The sequence below is a fragment of the Streptomyces sp. NPDC093568 genome, from assembly GCF_044764945.1.
GTDB lineage: Bacteria > Actinomycetota > Actinomycetes > Streptomycetales > Streptomycetaceae > Streptomyces.
Window position 1 is genome coordinate 1893166 of sequence record NZ_JBIWJD010000001.1, and the last position, 14917, is coordinate 1908082.

The 14917-nt window shown below is 72.5% G+C and carries 14 protein-coding genes; 8 read left to right on the forward strand and 6 right to left on the reverse strand.

Translation table 11 applies throughout. From position 1 onward, the window contains the following. The first annotated feature begins 69 nt into the window (after positions 1–69). Positions 70–1041 (forward strand): cation diffusion facilitator family transporter, encoded by a 972-nt coding sequence (locus ACIRD7_RS07410; RefSeq protein ID WP_403450969.1) that lies wholly within the window; start codon positions 70–72, stop codon positions 1039–1041. Positions 1042–1727: 686 nt separating this feature from the next. Here the strand turns inward: ACIRD7_RS07410 and ACIRD7_RS07415 are convergent. Continuing rightward, positions 1728–2177 (reverse strand): nitroreductase family deazaflavin-dependent oxidoreductase, encoded by a 450-nt coding sequence (locus ACIRD7_RS07415; protein ID WP_403450971.1) that lies wholly within the window; start codon positions 2175–2177, stop codon positions 1728–1730. 84 nt (positions 2178–2261) lie between these two features. Then, positions 2262–2885, reverse strand: a complete 624-nt coding sequence (locus ACIRD7_RS07420; RefSeq protein WP_403450973.1) for a LysE family transporter — start codon at positions 2883–2885, stop codon at positions 2262–2264. 330 nt (positions 2886–3215) lie between these two features. Here ACIRD7_RS07420 and ACIRD7_RS07425 point away from each other — a divergent pair, with 330 nt between their 5' ends. Next, the gene (locus ACIRD7_RS07425) at positions 3216–4424 is read left to right on the forward strand and encodes a cytochrome P450 (RefSeq protein WP_403450975.1); all 1209 of its coding nucleotides are present in this window, start codon (positions 3216–3218) and stop codon (positions 4422–4424) included. A 69-nt stretch (positions 4425–4493) separates the two neighbouring features. Beyond that, the gene (locus ACIRD7_RS07430; protein WP_403451709.1) at positions 4494–4694 is read left to right on the forward strand and encodes a ferredoxin; all 201 of its coding nucleotides are present in this window, start codon (positions 4494–4496) and stop codon (positions 4692–4694) included. Positions 4695–4764: 70 nt separating this feature from the next. Here the strand turns inward: ACIRD7_RS07430 and ACIRD7_RS07435 are convergent, their stop codons facing one another. Continuing rightward, positions 4765–5316, reverse strand: coding sequence for a TetR/AcrR family transcriptional regulator (locus ACIRD7_RS07435; protein ID WP_403450976.1), 552 nt, complete (start codon positions 5314–5316; stop codon positions 4765–4767). 108 nt (positions 5317–5424) lie between these two features. Between ACIRD7_RS07435 and ACIRD7_RS07440 the strand changes: the two genes are divergently transcribed. Genes ACIRD7_RS07440 through ACIRD7_RS07450 form a run of 3 tightly spaced genes read left to right on the forward strand, consistent with a single transcriptional unit; the run spans position 5425 to position 7456 of the window. Further along, complete coding sequence (locus ACIRD7_RS07440) at positions 5425–5883, forward strand: DUF1348 family protein (RefSeq protein ID WP_403450978.1); 459 nt, start codon at positions 5425–5427, stop codon at positions 5881–5883. Between the two features lie 22 nt (positions 5884–5905). Beyond that, the gene (locus tag ACIRD7_RS07445; protein ID WP_403450980.1) at positions 5906–6448 is read left to right on the forward strand and encodes a flavoprotein; all 543 of its coding nucleotides are present in this window, start codon (positions 5906–5908) and stop codon (positions 6446–6448) included. A gap of 39 nt (positions 6449–6487) precedes the next feature. After that, entirely contained in the window at positions 6488–7456 is a 969-nt protein-coding gene (locus ACIRD7_RS07450) for an aldo/keto reductase (protein ID WP_403450982.1), read from the forward strand. Between the two features lie 17 nt (positions 7457–7473). Here ACIRD7_RS07450 and ACIRD7_RS07455 read toward each other — a convergent pair whose 3' ends face one another. Next, positions 7474–8295 (reverse strand): phytanoyl-CoA dioxygenase family protein, encoded by an 822-nt coding sequence (locus tag ACIRD7_RS07455; RefSeq protein WP_403450983.1) that lies wholly within the window; start codon positions 8293–8295, stop codon positions 7474–7476. 62 nt (positions 8296–8357) lie between these two features. Between ACIRD7_RS07455 and ACIRD7_RS07460 the strand changes: the two genes are divergently transcribed. Further along, positions 8358–9278: a helix-turn-helix domain-containing protein gene (locus tag ACIRD7_RS07460; RefSeq protein WP_403450985.1), complete on the forward strand. Its 921-nt coding sequence runs from the start codon at positions 8358–8360 to the stop codon at positions 9276–9278. Between the two features lie 344 nt (positions 9279–9622). Then, the gene (locus tag ACIRD7_RS07465) at positions 9623–11731 is read left to right on the forward strand and encodes a ricin-type beta-trefoil lectin domain protein (RefSeq protein WP_403450987.1); all 2109 of its coding nucleotides are present in this window, start codon (positions 9623–9625) and stop codon (positions 11729–11731) included. A 9-nt stretch (positions 11732–11740) separates the two neighbouring features. Here ACIRD7_RS07465 and ACIRD7_RS07470 read toward each other — a convergent pair whose 3' ends face one another. Together ACIRD7_RS07470 and ACIRD7_RS07475 are read right to left on the reverse strand one after the other, a co-directional pair. Then, positions 11741–12397, reverse strand: coding sequence for a DUF4232 domain-containing protein (locus tag ACIRD7_RS07470; RefSeq protein WP_403450988.1), 657 nt, complete (start codon positions 12395–12397; stop codon positions 11741–11743). A gap of 28 nt (positions 12398–12425) precedes the next feature. Further along, entirely contained in the window at positions 12426–14807 is a 2382-nt protein-coding gene (locus ACIRD7_RS07475; protein WP_403450990.1) for a SpoIIE family protein phosphatase, read from the reverse strand. Positions 14808–14917: the final 110 nt, after the last annotated feature.

Sequence of the window (14917 nt, forward strand, 5' to 3'; positions counted from 1 at the left end):
CTCACCGAGTCCCCCGTTTTCCGCCGAAGGCACCGTGTGAGCCCGACCGGGCGGGGCAATCGGCGATAGATGAGCGGAACGACAAAGGCACCGAAGACGGATAGCAAGACCCGTGTCACCGTCCTGGTGGCGCTCGCCGCCAACCTCGTCATAGCCGTCGCCAAGACGATCGGCGGCCTCGTGGCCCACTCGCCCGCGCTGCTGTCGGAGGCGGCGCACTCCGTCGCGGACAGCATGAACGAGATCTTCCTGCTGGCCGCGTTGCACCGCAGCCGCCGCCCCGCCGACTCCCGCCATCCCTTCGGCTACGGCAAGGAACGCTTCTTCTGGTCGCTGCTCGCAGCCGTCGGCATCTTCGTGATGGGCGGCTGCTTCTCCTTCTTCCAGGGCTTCGAGGCGCTGCACGGCGGTGGCGAGCCGACGTTCGGCGGATACGTCGCCGGCATGATCGTGCTCGGGGTCGCATTCCTCGCCGAGGGCCTGTCGCTGGTGCGGGCCCTGTACCAGGTGCGGGGGCAGGGCGGCATCGCGAGCGGCCTGCGGGACCCGGCGCTGCGCACGGTCGTCGCCGAGGACGCCACGGCGGTGCTCGGAGTGACCCTCGCCCTTGCCGGCATGGCGCTGCACATGGTCACCGGGCAGGTCGTGTGGGAGGCGTCCGCCTCGCTGGGGATCGGCGCGCTGCTGGTGTTCGTCGCCTACCGGCTGGGCCGCGACGCCCGCGACCAGCTGATCGGGGAGGCGGCCGACCCAGAGGCCGACGCCCGGATCCGGGCGCTGCTGGCGGCACAGTGTGAGATCGACAGCGTCGAGGCGCTGTTCACGATGAAGACGGGCCTGGACACGGCCCTGGTGGCGGCCCGGGTGGATCTGGTGCCGGGCCTCGACAGCGAGGAGGTCGAGGAGGTCGCCGTCCGCATCAAGCGGTCCATCGCCGGCATCGTCGCGGAGGCGGACCAGATCTTCCTCGACGTCACCGAACGCTCCGCCCGCGAGGCACAAGGAAGCCCCGCCGCGACGGGGGAGCGCGGCGGGGCCTGACGCACGTGTGCCCGGGGAACGTGGGTTCATGCGTCCCGGGTGAGAAAAACTTTTGAGGGCTCTGGATGGGGTGGGGAAACGGTCCGGGATGGGCGCCGCGGGGAGCGATCGAGGGGGGAGGGCTGGGGCCCTCGGGTCGGTCGGCTGCGGGTCCTTGGTCGGTCGGCTGCCGGTCCTTGGTCGGACGGCCCCGGGTCCTTGGTCGGCCGGCTTTGGGTCTCTGATCGATACCTCTTTGGCCCTCGGATCGACCGTTTCCGGGTGCGTGGGTCGACCGTCTGCGGGGCCCTCCGGATCGGCTGTTCCCGTGTCCTCCGGATCGGCTGCCCCCGTGTCCTTCGGGTCCGCTGGCTGCGGGTCCTTGGATCGACACCTCTCCGCCCCTAGGGTCGGCTGCCCGCCCGGGCCTCCGGGCGGGCTGGTTCCGTGCCCTCGGTGGGGACCGCCTGGAGCCTCGGGCTGACGGCCTCCGCACCCCCGGACCGGCAGCCTCGGGGCTTCCCGGACCGGCGGCCTCCGGACCAGGCCGCCCGGCCTTCCCGGCCGACAGCCTCCGGCCTTCGCGGACCGGACGGCCCTTGGCCGCGACCCTCACAGACCAGCCGTTCCGGCCCCCGGATCCACCCCCGGCCCGACCGCCCGTAGCCGGGATCAGACCGTTCCCCGACGGGCCCCGGCCCCCAGCCTCACCCCTCCTCGACCGGCTCCACCACAAACACCGGAATAACCCGATCAGTCTTCTTCTGGTACTCGGCGTACGGCGGGTACGCCGCGACCGCCCGCTCCCACCACTCGTCCTTCTCCGCACCGGTGACCTCACGGGCGCGCATGTCCCGCAGCTCGGTCTTGTCCCGGAGCTCCACATGGGGATCGGCCTTGACGTTGTGGTACCAGACCGGGTGCTTCGGCGCACCGCCCAGCGAGGCCACGAGGGCGTAGCGCCCTTCGTGCTCGACCCGCATCAGCGGCGTCTTGCGGAGCTTGCCGCTCTTGGCGCCTCGCGTGGTCAGCAGGATCACGGGCATCCCCGTGTTCATCAGGGTCGTGCCCTCGGTGCCGCCGGAGCTCTCGTACAACTCGACCTGCTTGCGCACCCAACCGGTCGGGCTCGGCTCGTACTCGCCCTCAAGAGGCATGACATCGGTCCCATCGTCGTGTCCGCGTACTGACTTGACGCCGTTCTTCAACACCCGCGCACGCGGGATTCATCCAACCGGCGACTACCACAGCATCCCCACCGCCAGCGCCAGGATCACGCCGCTCGACACGAGCGCCGTCACCAGCCGCCCCCGATGCCCCGTCAGCACCCGCCCCAGCAGCGCCCCGCCCCCGGCCAGCAGCACCTGCCAGCTCGCCGAGGCGGCGAACGCGGCCAGCACGAACACGCCCTGCTCGAGGGGTGAAACGGCCTCGGTCGCGCGGGTGCCGAGGACCAGCGCCGCGAAGTAGATCACGGTGGTCGGGTTGAGCAGGGTGATGCCGAGCAGCGCCACGTACGCGCGCGCCGGGCTGGGGGGAGGGGGAGTGGAGCGGGTGGCGAGCCGGTGGTCGCGGTAGTGGCGTACGGCGACGACCGCGCCCCGCACCGCGAGGGCTGCGAGCACCAGGGCGGAGGCCCAGCGCAGCGGCACCAGCACCGGTCGCAGCGCGGTGGCCAGCGCCGAGCCGCCGATGGCGGCCAGGAGGGCGTAGAGCCCGTCGGCCGTGGCGACGCCGAGCGCGGCGCAGACGCCGGTCCGCAGGGACGTACGGGCGGTGAGGGAGACGAGATAGGTCGCGACCGCGCCGACCGGCACGGCGATGCCGTAGCCGGCGATCAGCCCCGCGACGAGCGCGGCGCTCATGACGTGCGGAGCGCGGGCCTCCACGGACGGCCGGGCTGCTGCTGGGACCGCACCGGAGAGGCGGCGGCGGTCGGCGGCAGGAAGGCGAGGTTCGTAGGCATGGCCGGATTCTGCGGGGGTCCGGCCGGCGCCGACAAGCGAATTTCGCCGGAACCCCGCCCGGCCGCACCGGCGGACCCACCGTCCACCTCGCAACCCGAAGCCCAGTGCGAAGATCCCCGGCCAGATTTCCCCCGCGCCTGATCTGGCCGAACTTGGCGTCGCCCCTTTAGATGCCCCGGGCATCTAATGAAGATCGGCACGAGGCACTCTTCGTCTGCGAGGACTTCCATGACGGACATGACGGAATCGGACACCGTCGCCTTCCCTCAGGACCGCACCTGCCCCTACCACCCGCCCACCGCCTACACCCCGCTGCGCGACAGCCGCCCGCTGGCCCGTGTGCGGCTCTACGACGGCCGCCTGGTCTGGATGGTCACCGGCCACACCCTCGCCCGCACCCTGCTGGCCGACCCACGGCTGTCCACCGATCCCACCCGGCCCGAGTTCCCCGCGACCACCGCGCGCGCCGCGGAGGTCCGCCGCCGCAAGACCGCGCTGCTGGGCGTCGACGACCCCGAACACCGCGTCCAGCGGCGGATGATGATCCCCAGCTTCACGCTCAAGCGCGCCGCGGAAGCGCGCCCGCGGATCCAGCGGATCGTGGACGAGCGGATCGACGCGATGATCGAGCAGGGGGCACCCGCCGAGCTGGTGAGCGCCTTCGCGCTGCCGGTGCCCTCCATGGTGATCTGCGCCCTGCTCGGCGTGCCCTACGCCGACCACGAGTTCTTCGAGGGCCAGTCCCGCCGGCTGCTGCGCGGCCCGACGGCCGCCGACTCCATGGACGCGCGCAACCGACTGGAGGCGTACATAGACGAACTGATCGACCGCAAGCAGAAGCAGCGCGAGGCCGGCGACGGCGTCCTCGACCAACTGGTCCACGAGCGGCTGCGCGAGGGTGAACTCGACCGCGAGGATCTCATCTCCATCGCGATCATCCTGCTGGTCGCCGGCCACGAGACGACCGCCAACATGATCTCGCTGGGGACCTACACCCTCCTCCAGCACCCGGACCGGCTGGCCGAGTTGCGAGCCGACCCCGGATTGCTGCCGGTCGCGGTCGAGGAGCTCATGCGGATGCTGTCCATCGCCGACGGGATGCTGCGCGTCGCCGTGGCGGACATCGAGGCGGGCGGCGAGACGATCCGGACGGGCGACGGGGTGGTCTTCTCGACCTCGGTCATCAACCGCGACGAGTCGGTCTACCCCGACCCCGACGCCCTGGACTGGCACCGCCCGGCCCGCCACCATGTCGCCTTCGGGTTCGGCATCCACCAGTGCCTCGGCCAGAACCTCGCCCGCGCCGAGATGGAGATCGCCCTGAGCACTCTCTTCGACCGCCTGCCGGGCCTCCGGCTTGCCGTCCCTGCGGAGGAAATCCCCTTCAAACCCGGCGACACGATCCAGGGGATGCTGGAACTCCCCGTGACCTGGTAAGAGGCTCCGGTCATGGACAACGAAACGCATGAAACACGCGAAGCACAGGAAATGCGCGAATCAGGACATCTGTACATCGACATCGACCACAGTCTCTGTATGGGCGCGGGCCAGTGCGCCCTCACCGCCCCGTCCGTCTTCACCCAGGACGACGACGGCTTCAGCGCCCTGATCCCCGGCCGGGAGGACGGCGGCGGCGACCCGATGGTGCGGGAGGCCGCGCGGGCCTGTCCGGTCGGGGCCATCACCCTGTCCGGCGCGGGGAGTTGACGCAGGGCACCTCGCTCGACGTAACGGATTTCGCGGGCGGGTCCGCACCCGGTGCCGGGCCCGCCCGCCCTCAGTGCGCCGCCAGTAGCGACCGCGCCGCCTCCCGCGCCTCGGCCGCCGGCCGAGTGTCGCCCGTGATCCCCGCCGTGACCATCGCGCCCTCGGCCAGCAGATACAGCGGCCCGGTCAGTGCCTCCGGCAGTCCGGCCCCGGCCACCAGTGAGGCCAGGTAGTCGCGGAACGCCCGCTTGTGGGCCCTGACCTGGCCCGCGACCCGCTCCGACCGGGCGCCCAGCTCGCCGTAGGAGTTGATCCAGGCGCACCCGCGGAAGTCCTCCTCGCCGAACCACTCCTCCAGCCAGTCGAAGACGGCCAGGATCCGCCGCTCGGGGTCGGTCTGCCGGTCCACGTACGCCGCGAGCCCCCCGCGCCAGCGCACGTCCCGCCGCTCCAGGTACGCCTCGACGAGCTGCTCCTTCGCGGGGAAGAGCTGGTAGAGCCGCTTGAGCGAGACCCCGGACGCGCCACGGATGTCGTCCATGCCGACGGACTGGATGCCGCGCCCGTAGAACAGGCTCTCCGCCGCGTCCAATGCCTGCTCCCGGGCGGTTGCGCTGTCCATGTGCGAACTCTCCTTGACGTGAGAACGAGCGTTCTCCTACGGTAGCAGCAGTCTGGAGAACGCGCGTTCTCCCGTGCTTCCGCCATCGATCCGTCCCCGGAGGACGCCATGACCGACCGCCCGCCCCTGCCCCCGTTCACCCGCGAGAGCGCAGCCCAGAAGGTGCAGGCCGCCGAGGACGCCTGGAACACCCGCGACCCGCACAAGGTGTCGCTCGCCTACTCCGAGGACTCCGTGTGGCGCAACCGCGGCACCTTCGTCACCGGACGCGCCGAGATCGTCGAGTTCCTCACCGCGAAGTGGGCACGCGAGCACGAGTACGCGCTGCGCAAGGACCTCTGGGCCTTCGACGGCAACCGCATCGCGGTCCGCTTCCAGTACGAGTGCCGGGACGCCGACGGCCAGTGGTGGCGCTCGTACGGCAACGAGCTGTGGGACTTCGACGAGCACGGGCTGATGACCCGGCGCGAGGCGAGCATCAACGACGTACCGATCGAGGAGCACGAACGCCGCATCCTCGGCCCCCGCCCGGAGAACGAGCGAGGGCTGACCTTCCCGGTGCGCTGAGCCGGTTGAGTAGGGTTCCCGGGTGACCGAACAGGCCCGGAAACCCTTCCTCTACGTCGTCGTCTGCGCCGCGGGGATCGCCGTGGACGTCAGCAAGCTGATCATCGCCGCGCAGGAGCGGGACTGGGAGGTCGGGGTCATCGCGACACCGGTCGCCATGAACGGCTTCTTCGACACCGACGCCGTCGAGGCCCTGACGGGCCGTCCGATCCGTTCGGCGTGGCGTACGCCGGCCGAGCCGCGCCCCTTCCCGCCGCCCGACGCCGTCGTCGTCGCCCCGGCCACGTTCAACACCGTCAACAAGTGGGCCGCGGGCAGCGCCGACACCCTCGCCCTCGGCACCCTGTGCGAGGCGTACGGCCTCGGCGTCCCCATCGCGGTCCTGCCCTGCGTGGCCGACGCGCTCGCCGCTCATCCCGCGTACCGGGACAGCCTGATACGGCTGCGGGGGATGGGCGTGCGCTTCGGGGAGCCGTTCACCGGCGAGGCGGGGGAGGACGGCCGGCGGCCGGAGTTCGGGTGGGAGCGGGCGCTGGACCTGCTGGAGGGCCGGCGGGCGCCGTAGGCTCCTCTGGTACCCACCCCGAAGGCAGGAGCAGCAGCGATGCAGTATGTGAAGCTCGGTGCGACGGGCCTGGACGTCTCGCGGATCTGTCTGGGCTGCATGACCTACGGGCTCCCCGACCGCGGCACGCACGAGTGGACCCTCGACGAGGAGGCGTCCCGGCCGCTCATCAGGCAGGCGCTGGACGCCGGGATCAACTTCTTCGACACGGCCAACGTCTACTCCGACGGCACCAGCGAGGAGATCGTCGGCAAGGCGCTGCGCGACTTCGCCCGCCGCGACGAGATCGTGCTCGCGACCAAGGTGAACGGCCGGATGCGGCCCGGACCCAACAGCGCCGGGCTCTCCCGCAAGGCCATCATGACGGAGATCGACCACAGCCTCACCCGCCTCGGCACCGACTACGTCGACCTCTACCAGATCCACCGCTTCGACCCGCACACCCCGGTCGAGGAGACGATGGAGGCGCTGCACGATCTGGTGAAGTCGGGCAAGGTCCGCTACATCGGGGCGAGTTCGATGTACGCGTGGCAGTTCTCCAAGATGCAGTACACGGCCGAGCGGCACGGCTGGACCAAGTTCGTCTCGATGCAGGACTACTACAACCTCCTCTACCGCGAGGAGGAGCGCGAGATGCTGCCACTCTGCGCCGACCAGGGCGTCGGCGTGCTGCCCTGGAGCCCGCTGGCCCGCGGCCGGCTCACCCGGGACTGGGGCACGGTGACCGACCGCAGTGCCCAGGACAACTTCGGCAGCCGGCTCTACGTCGACAGTGACCGGGTCGTCGTCGAGGCCGTCACCCGCGTGGCGAACGAACGCGGTGTCCCGCGCGCCCAGGTCGCCCTCGCCTGGCTGCTGCACCAGGCCCCGGTGACGGCCCCGATCATCGGCGCCGCCAAGCCGCACCACATCGAGGACGCGGCGGCCGCGGTCGAACTGGAGCTCACCGAGAAGGAGTTGGAGGCGCTCCAGGAGCCCTACACCCCGCATCCGGTCATCGGCCACTGACCGGTCGCGCCGGGCGCTCAGTGCGGCTCGTGCGGTGCGAACTCCGTGCCGCACGGGCCCGCGCCCTCGCTCTCGGCCAGGGCGACGCGGTCGCCGTTCATGGACAGCGTGCGGTAGTACTCCCCGATCCGCTCGGCCGAACGGCCCACGTAGTGCCCGATGAAGGAACGGCGGAACCGGCTCTCCGTACGGTTGGGCCCGGAGCCGTGCACCAGGCTGCCGTTGAAGAACAGGACGTCCCCCGGCTCCATGTCTACCGGAACGGCCGACAGGCCGGGCGGCGGTGGGACGTACTCCCGTGCGAAGGACACCTCGACGTCCGCCGTCTCCGGGCAGAACAGGTCCATCTCATGGGTGCCCGGGACGACTTCGAGCCCTCCGTTGTCCCGGCCGATCACATCGCACGCGATCCACGCCGCCACACAGGTCCCCGGCTCGACCCGGAGATAGAAGTTGTCCTGGTGCAGCGCCTGCCCCCGGGCCCCCGGCGGCTTGAAGTAGAACATGCTCTGCGCGGCCAGCACCTCCTCTCCGAGCAGCACCTCCAGCACGCCCCGCAGCCGCGGATCGAGCAGCACCCGCAGGGACAGGTCGTCGATCTCGTGCGGATGCATCACCCGCGGATACACCCGCAGCGGGTCACCGTCGTCCGGTCGCGGCGCGAAGTGCCCGGCGACCGGCCCGGAGGCGTGCAGCGCCGTGAACCCCTCGCACAACCGGTCGATCTCGGCGCGACCGAACAGCCCGCGTACGACGGTGTAGCCCTCCTGCCGGAACTGCCGGAGCCTGGCCGCGAGCAGGAGGGGAGCGCCGGCGGCGCCGATGTCCGTGGCTGTCATGCGCTCACTCCTCGATGAGGTGCCTTGGCCTGTCACGCTAGGCCGGTAGCCGCGTCAGGAGGATGACCGTGAGCGCTGAGGGATTGCCCGAGACTGCTGGCGCGCCCGGCGACCCCGCACCGCCGCCCGGCCTCGTGGTGGTCGGCCACTTCGACCAGCCGCCGGGATATGGCGTCAACCGGCCGCGCGGCGCGGACAGCTGGCTGTTCACCTGGACGACGGAGGGCCGGGGCCGGCTGTGGCAGGGCAATACCGAGGCGCGGGCCGGCGCCGGGGACCTGGTGGTGCTCGCGCCGGGCGTCCCGCACGGCTACGGCGTCGAACCGGGCGCCTCCCACTGGGAGTTCTGGTGGGCGCACTGCCAGGCCCGGCCGTCCTGGCGCTCCTGGCTGCGTCCCTACGACACCGGGGAGGGCATGTACCGCGTCCCGCCGACGCCGGACGCGGTGCGCGGCCGCGTCGAGGCGGCGTTCCGCCGGATGCTCGCCGACGCCCGCTGGACGGGTACGGAGGCGCCGCCCGCCACGGCGCCGGGGGAAGAGCCGGTCGCCGTCGCGCACGGCACCGCCGCCCGCGAACTCGCCCTGTGCTCCCTGGAGGAGGTCGTCCTGCTCACGGCCGGCCCGGCGCGCACGCCGTCCCGCGCCGGGGTGGACGCCCGGGTGAGCCGGGCGCAGGCGCTGATCGACGCCGACCCGGCCGCCCCGCACACCGTCCGCTCGCTCGCCGAACACGTCGCGCTCTCGCCCTCCCGTTTCGCCCACCTCTTCAGCCGGCAGCTCGGCCTGTCACCGATGCGCGCCCTGCGCGAGGCCCGATTGCGGCATGCCGCGCGGCTACTGGAGACCACGGGGCTGTCCGCGGAACGCGTCGCGGCCGCCTCGGGCTTCGCGAGCCCCTATCACTTCAACCGGGTGTTCCGGGAGCGGTACGGGAGGCCGCCGGGCGCGTATCGGGCGGGCGGTCCAATGGTTGGCACCTGACTTGTGAAGGGTCGGTGAAGGTCGGTACCCCCGTATGACCAGGTGAAAAGAGTGCGGCAGCCGTGCGCAATGGTTTGCGTCGAACTTCGAACCCGGCCCATTGAATACCGTTTCCAATTGCCGTATCGATATCCGGCAATGACCTCGACGCGCTATTGACCACTCGTCAAACAGTGACCGGTGCGCACGCGGTGCACAAAAACTGGAATGGCTTGTTCTCTGCCCCTGACCTGTGCAAAGGTGTGCCTCGCTCCCTTACGCCCTAAGCTTCACGAGAGCCGCGCCCGGAGCATACCCCTTGGTATGGACCATCAATGCCGCATGCCCTCCGGAGGAATGCCGCCGTGCATGACGCAGGCCTGTCGAATTCCCCAAGCGACGCCCGCATCTTTGATGTCACGGACGCTCAGCTGAGCGCCGAACTCAAGAAGTGGACGGGGGTGTCACCGGCGCTGCACCCCGTCGGTGAACTTCTCGACCGGCACTGGGAAGCGGGCTTCGCGTACGCGCGGCTGTGTACGGCCGACGCCCGCTCGGCGGGCATGCTCACCACCGCGGCCTTCACCCGGCTCTTCGGCGAGACCCTGCGGCAGACCGGCCCCACGGCCGCCTGGCGCCCCCAACTTCTCCTCACCGTGCGCCGTATCGCGGCGGAGTGGGACACCGACCGCAGACGGGAACTGCTGCACCCCGAGCTGAGATCGGAGACGGAGGGCGCCGACCGCGTCGCCGCGCGGCTGCTGCCGCCCGCCGACCGGCGCCTGCTCTCCGGCGCCTTCCAGCGGCTTCCCCAGTCCGCCCGCTGCCTGCTGTGGCACACCGAGGTCGAGGCCGAGCCGCTGTCAGTGCCGGCCGGACTGCTCGGCCTCGACGAGGAGTCCGCGCGCCTCGAACTGGGCCGGGCCTGCGACCGGCTGCGCGAGGAGTGCCTCCAGGTCCACCGCGAGCTCGCCCCCGAGCAGGAGTGCCGCCAGTACCTGAGGATGCTGGACGTGACCTACCGGCGCGGCGGCGTCGACGTCGACCCCGACCTGCGCGGGCACCTGAACCGCTGCGCGCACTGCAGCGACACCGCCTGCCAGCTCGCCTTCTTCAACGAAGGGCTCGGCGTCGCACTGGCCGAGGCCGTGCTCGGCTGGGGCGCCCGCGACTACCTGGTGTCCAGGGCGAGCCTCACCGAGCGGCCGGCCGCGGCCAAGGCACGGCCGGTGACCGAGTTCGCGGGAGAGTCCTTCTTCGCCGACACCGACGTCCCCGCCCCCATCCCGGCTCCCGCTCCCGCTCCGCTGGGTGGGGATCCCGCCGCCGGCGTCCCCGCGCCGGAGACCTTCTTCGCCCCCGCAGCCGAGCCGCGAGCCCCCGGCGCTCAGCCGCAGGCCTCTGCCGCGGCGCCCCGGCCCGCCCCTCCCGCCGCCGACCCGGCCGCCCCGCCCGCGCAGCCCGGCCCCCGCAGGGCCCGTCGCGCCGCCCGCCGCACGAGCGGCCCCGCCGCCGCTCCCGACGCCGGCACCGCCCGCACCTGCACCGGCCGCGCGGCCCTCAAGGCCGCCCGCCGGGCCGCCCGGCGCCGCAACCTCACCGCCGCCGTCGCGACGGTCAGCGCCCTGGTCGTCCTGCCGCTGGTCATCTGGTCCGTCGCCGGCTCCGGCGACGACTCCGCGGCCACGGCCGGCGACCGCCCCTCCGAGGCGCCCGACGCCGACGCGAGCGGCGCCACCGGCAACCCCTCCTGGGCCGGCGCCGCCGAAGCCGCCAAGGGCGATCTGCGGGGCCGGCTGTACAACATCGGGTCCGGGCTCTGCGTCGGCATCGTCGGCCAGAAGACCGTCGCGGGCGCGGAGACCGAGCTCACCGCCTGCTCCTCGGCGGCCGGCCAGCAGTGGGCGTACGAGACCGACGGGCTGATCCGCAGCGGCGTCGACCCCGAACTCTGCCTCGACTCCCACCTCGGCTACTCGGTCCGGCTCGCCCCCTGCACCGGCGTGGCCGACTCCGCGACCAAGAACATCCGCTACGACTTCACCCTCCAGGGCACCCTCGTGCCGCGCTTCGACCAGGACCTGGCCCTCAGCCCCGCCGCCACCGACGGCTCGGGCGCCCTGGTCCTCAAGAACCGCGAGGACGAGGGCGACACCCAGCACTGGGTCGTAGACACCTCCCAGCCGGACCTCCAGATGGAGGTGGTCAACTGGGACTCGGCGACCGAGGTGCCCCCGACACCCGCGCCGACCCCGACCCATGAGCCGTCGCGGACCGCGAAGCCCACGCCGACCCCGTCCGCGACCCCGTCGACCGCCGAGCCGACCTCCGCGGCCCCGTCCCCGACCGACGACTCCTGCTCCTACAACCCGTACGCCTGCTCCTGGGACGACCACGACGGCGGCTGGTCCGGTGGCGGCTACGGGGGCGGTTACGGCGGCCACGACGGCCGTGGTTACGGCGGCGGCCGCTGAGCGAGCGGGTCAGCCGCCGGTGCCGGGCTGGACCACCGTCAGGAACACCGACGACTCGTTCCCGGCGACCGGCACCTCACCGGCCGTCCAGGCCACCTTCAGCGGGTCCCGCTCGTCGGGCGGCGTCACCAGCAGCGCCGCCGGCCGGGCCGTACGGGCGCCGCTGATCTCGGGGCTGGCGTAGGTGAGCCCCGCCCAGGCGCTGCGGCCCGGGGTCAGAGTGACCGTCGTCGGCGTGTCCGGAGAACGCTTCGGGTCCGGCCCGAGCTGCTCACCGGACGCGTCCACGAAGGCGGCACCGGGATAACCGCGCACGCTGCAGGTGCGGTCCCCGGTGTTGGTCAGCACGATCGGGAAGTTCCGCTGCCCGGCCCCGGGGCTCGGCCGGCCGATGGCCGCGCGCAGCTCGGAGGTGTGACAGCGCGCGTCCGAGCCGCCCGACCGCGTCGCGGGGCTCGTGGTGCCGGTCGTGCCCGGCTCCGTCGTCGGGCTCCCGACCGTGGGCGTCGCCGCTCCGGTCGTACGGCCGCTCGTGCCGGCCGGAGTCCGTACGGCGCCCGCGGAATCGCCGCCGTCCGCGCACGCCGTGAGCGGGCTCAGCAACGCCACGGCGGTCAGCAGGGGAATCGCTCGGTGTAATGCGGGGCTTACCCGTGCACGTCCCATGACTGACGACTCCCCGTTCCGGCGCGGACTACTCACCCTCGTCGAGGAGCCCGATCTCCGCCCAGATCGTCTTGCCGTCCGCCGTGTGCCGGCTGCCCCAGCGCTGGGTCAGCTGAGCGACCAGCAGCAGTCCGCGGCCGCCCTCGTCGAAGGTCTTGGCGCGGCGCAGATGCGGCGCCGTGTGGCTGGTGTCGGACACCTCGCAGATCAGTGTCGTCGCATCGTGGATGAGCCGCAGCCGGATGGGGGGAGTGCCGTACCGGATGGCGTTCGTCACCAGCTCGCTCACCACCAGTTCGGCCGTGAACGACGCCTCGCTCAGGCTCCAGGCGCCGAGCTGCTCCACGACCTGCTTGCGGATGGGCGCCACGAGCGCGGGGTCGGCCGGGATGTCCCAGGTGGCGACCTGGGAGGCGGGCAGCCCCTGCGTGCGCGCCAGCAGCAGCGCCACGTCGTCCGCGACACCGCCCGGCGGGAGCAGGGTGTGCAGGACGCGGTCGCAGGTCTCGTCCAGCGACTCGGACCGGGCGGACAGCGCGGTGCGCAGCAGCGCGTGGCCGGCGTCGACGTCGCGCTCCCGCGTCTCGATCAGACCGTCGGTGTAGAGGGCGAGCACGGTGCCCTCGCGCAGTTCGACCTCGGCCGACTCGAACGGCAGCCCGCCCAGGCCCAGCGGCGGCCCGGCGGGCAGCTCGATCTCGCGGGGCTCACCGCCGGGCGGGACCATGACCGGCGAGGGGTGCCCCGCCCTGGCCAGCGTGCACCGCCGGGAGACCGGGTCGTACACCGCGTACAGACAGGTGGCGCCGACCTCCCCGGGGCCGGCCTCGACGCCCGCCTCCTCCGACAGCCGTACGACCAGGTCGTCGAGGTGGGTGAGCAACTCGTCGGGGGCCAGGTCGATGTCGGCCAGGGTGCGCACGGCGGTGCGCAGCCGGCCCATGGTCGCCGAGGCCTGGACGCCGTGGCCGACGACGTCCCCGACGACCATCGCCACCCGCATCCCGGACAGCGGGATCACGTCGAACCAGTCGCCGCCCACCCCGGAGCGCGCCGCCGGGAGATAGCGGGAGGCCGCGTCCAGCGCGGCGGTGCGCGGCAGGGACCGGGGCAGCAGGCTGCGCTGCAGGGCGAGAGCGGTCTCGCGCTCGCGCGAGTAGCGGCGCGCGTTGTCGATGCAGACCGCCGCGCGGGCCGTGATCTCCTCGGCCAGCAGGGCGTCGTCGGGCGTGAACGGCTGGGGGTTCCTGAACCGGGTGAGCACGGCGACCCCGAGGGTGGCGCCGCGGGCCCGGATCGGTACGGACATGGTGGTGTGGATGCCGTACTCCCTGATCCGCGCGGCGCGCTGCGGGTCCCAGGACAGCCACTGGTCCAGGTCGCCGGTCGATGTCGAGGCCACGATGGTGTGGCCCGCCAGCAGCGCGTCCGCCTGGGGCGAGGGGGCCGGATACTCGTCCAGATGCCCGGGCTTGACCACGGCCTCGGGGCTGCCCGAATTGACGGACCGGTGGGCGGCCCGTCTGAGTCCGATCGGTGCGGTGAGGCCGCCGGTGGGCGGTTCGCCGTGCTCCGCGGGGTCCAGCAGGTCGACGCTGGCGAAGTCGGCGAGGGCGGGAACACAGATGTCCGCCAGCTCCTGGGCCGTACGGGTGACGTCGAGGGTGGTGCCGATGCGGACGCTGGCCTCGTTCACCAGCTGGAGCCGCTCCTGGGCCAGGTACTGGTCGGTGAAGTCGTGGGCCGCGACACTCACCCCGCGCACCCGCCCCTTGGCGTCGGTGATCGGGGCCATCCGGGCCAGCCAGGCGTGGGTCCGGTCCCCGTCGGCCGGGACGTACGTCCGTACGTCGGTGCGCCGGCCGGTGGTGAGGACGCGCAGGAGCTGGCGCTCGATGTCCAGGCTCTGCCGTCTGCCGGTCAGCTCGGGCAGCCGCAGCCCGCGGACGTGCTCCTCGGCGAGGCCGAGGATCTCCGACATGACCCCGTTGATCCTGCGCAGCCGGAGCCGGTCGTCGTAGATCGCGATGGGGCAGGGGGACTCCAGGAGCCCGACCTCGTCCAGCGGATCGGCGGTCGGCCGGGTGCCGTCGTCGATCGGCGTGACCACGAGCCACTGAAAGGGGCCGTCGTCCCGCGGCCGCACCCGGTGGGCGAGCAGCCACACCGGCAGCGTGCCGCCGTCGTGGCGGCGCAGGGTGACGATGCCGTCCCAGCGGTCGCCGTCCGGGGTGACGGAGCTCTGCTCGGCCGCGCCGACCAGCAGATCCGCGGCGGGGCGCCCCACGACCTCGGCGGCGGGAAATCCCAGCAGCCGCTCCGCGCCGGAGTTCCACTCGGCGAGCACGCCGCTGTCGTCGATGACCGCCCGGGCCGTCGCGGCCTCGTCGAACGGATACTCCGGGCTCATGGGCGCCACTCCCACGCGCACACTCACGGTGAACAAGCGTGTCGCTCGGGCCCAAGCCTAGTCCTTCGGTGACGTGCGGGGAGCGAACCCGCAAGAGCGCACCTCCGCCG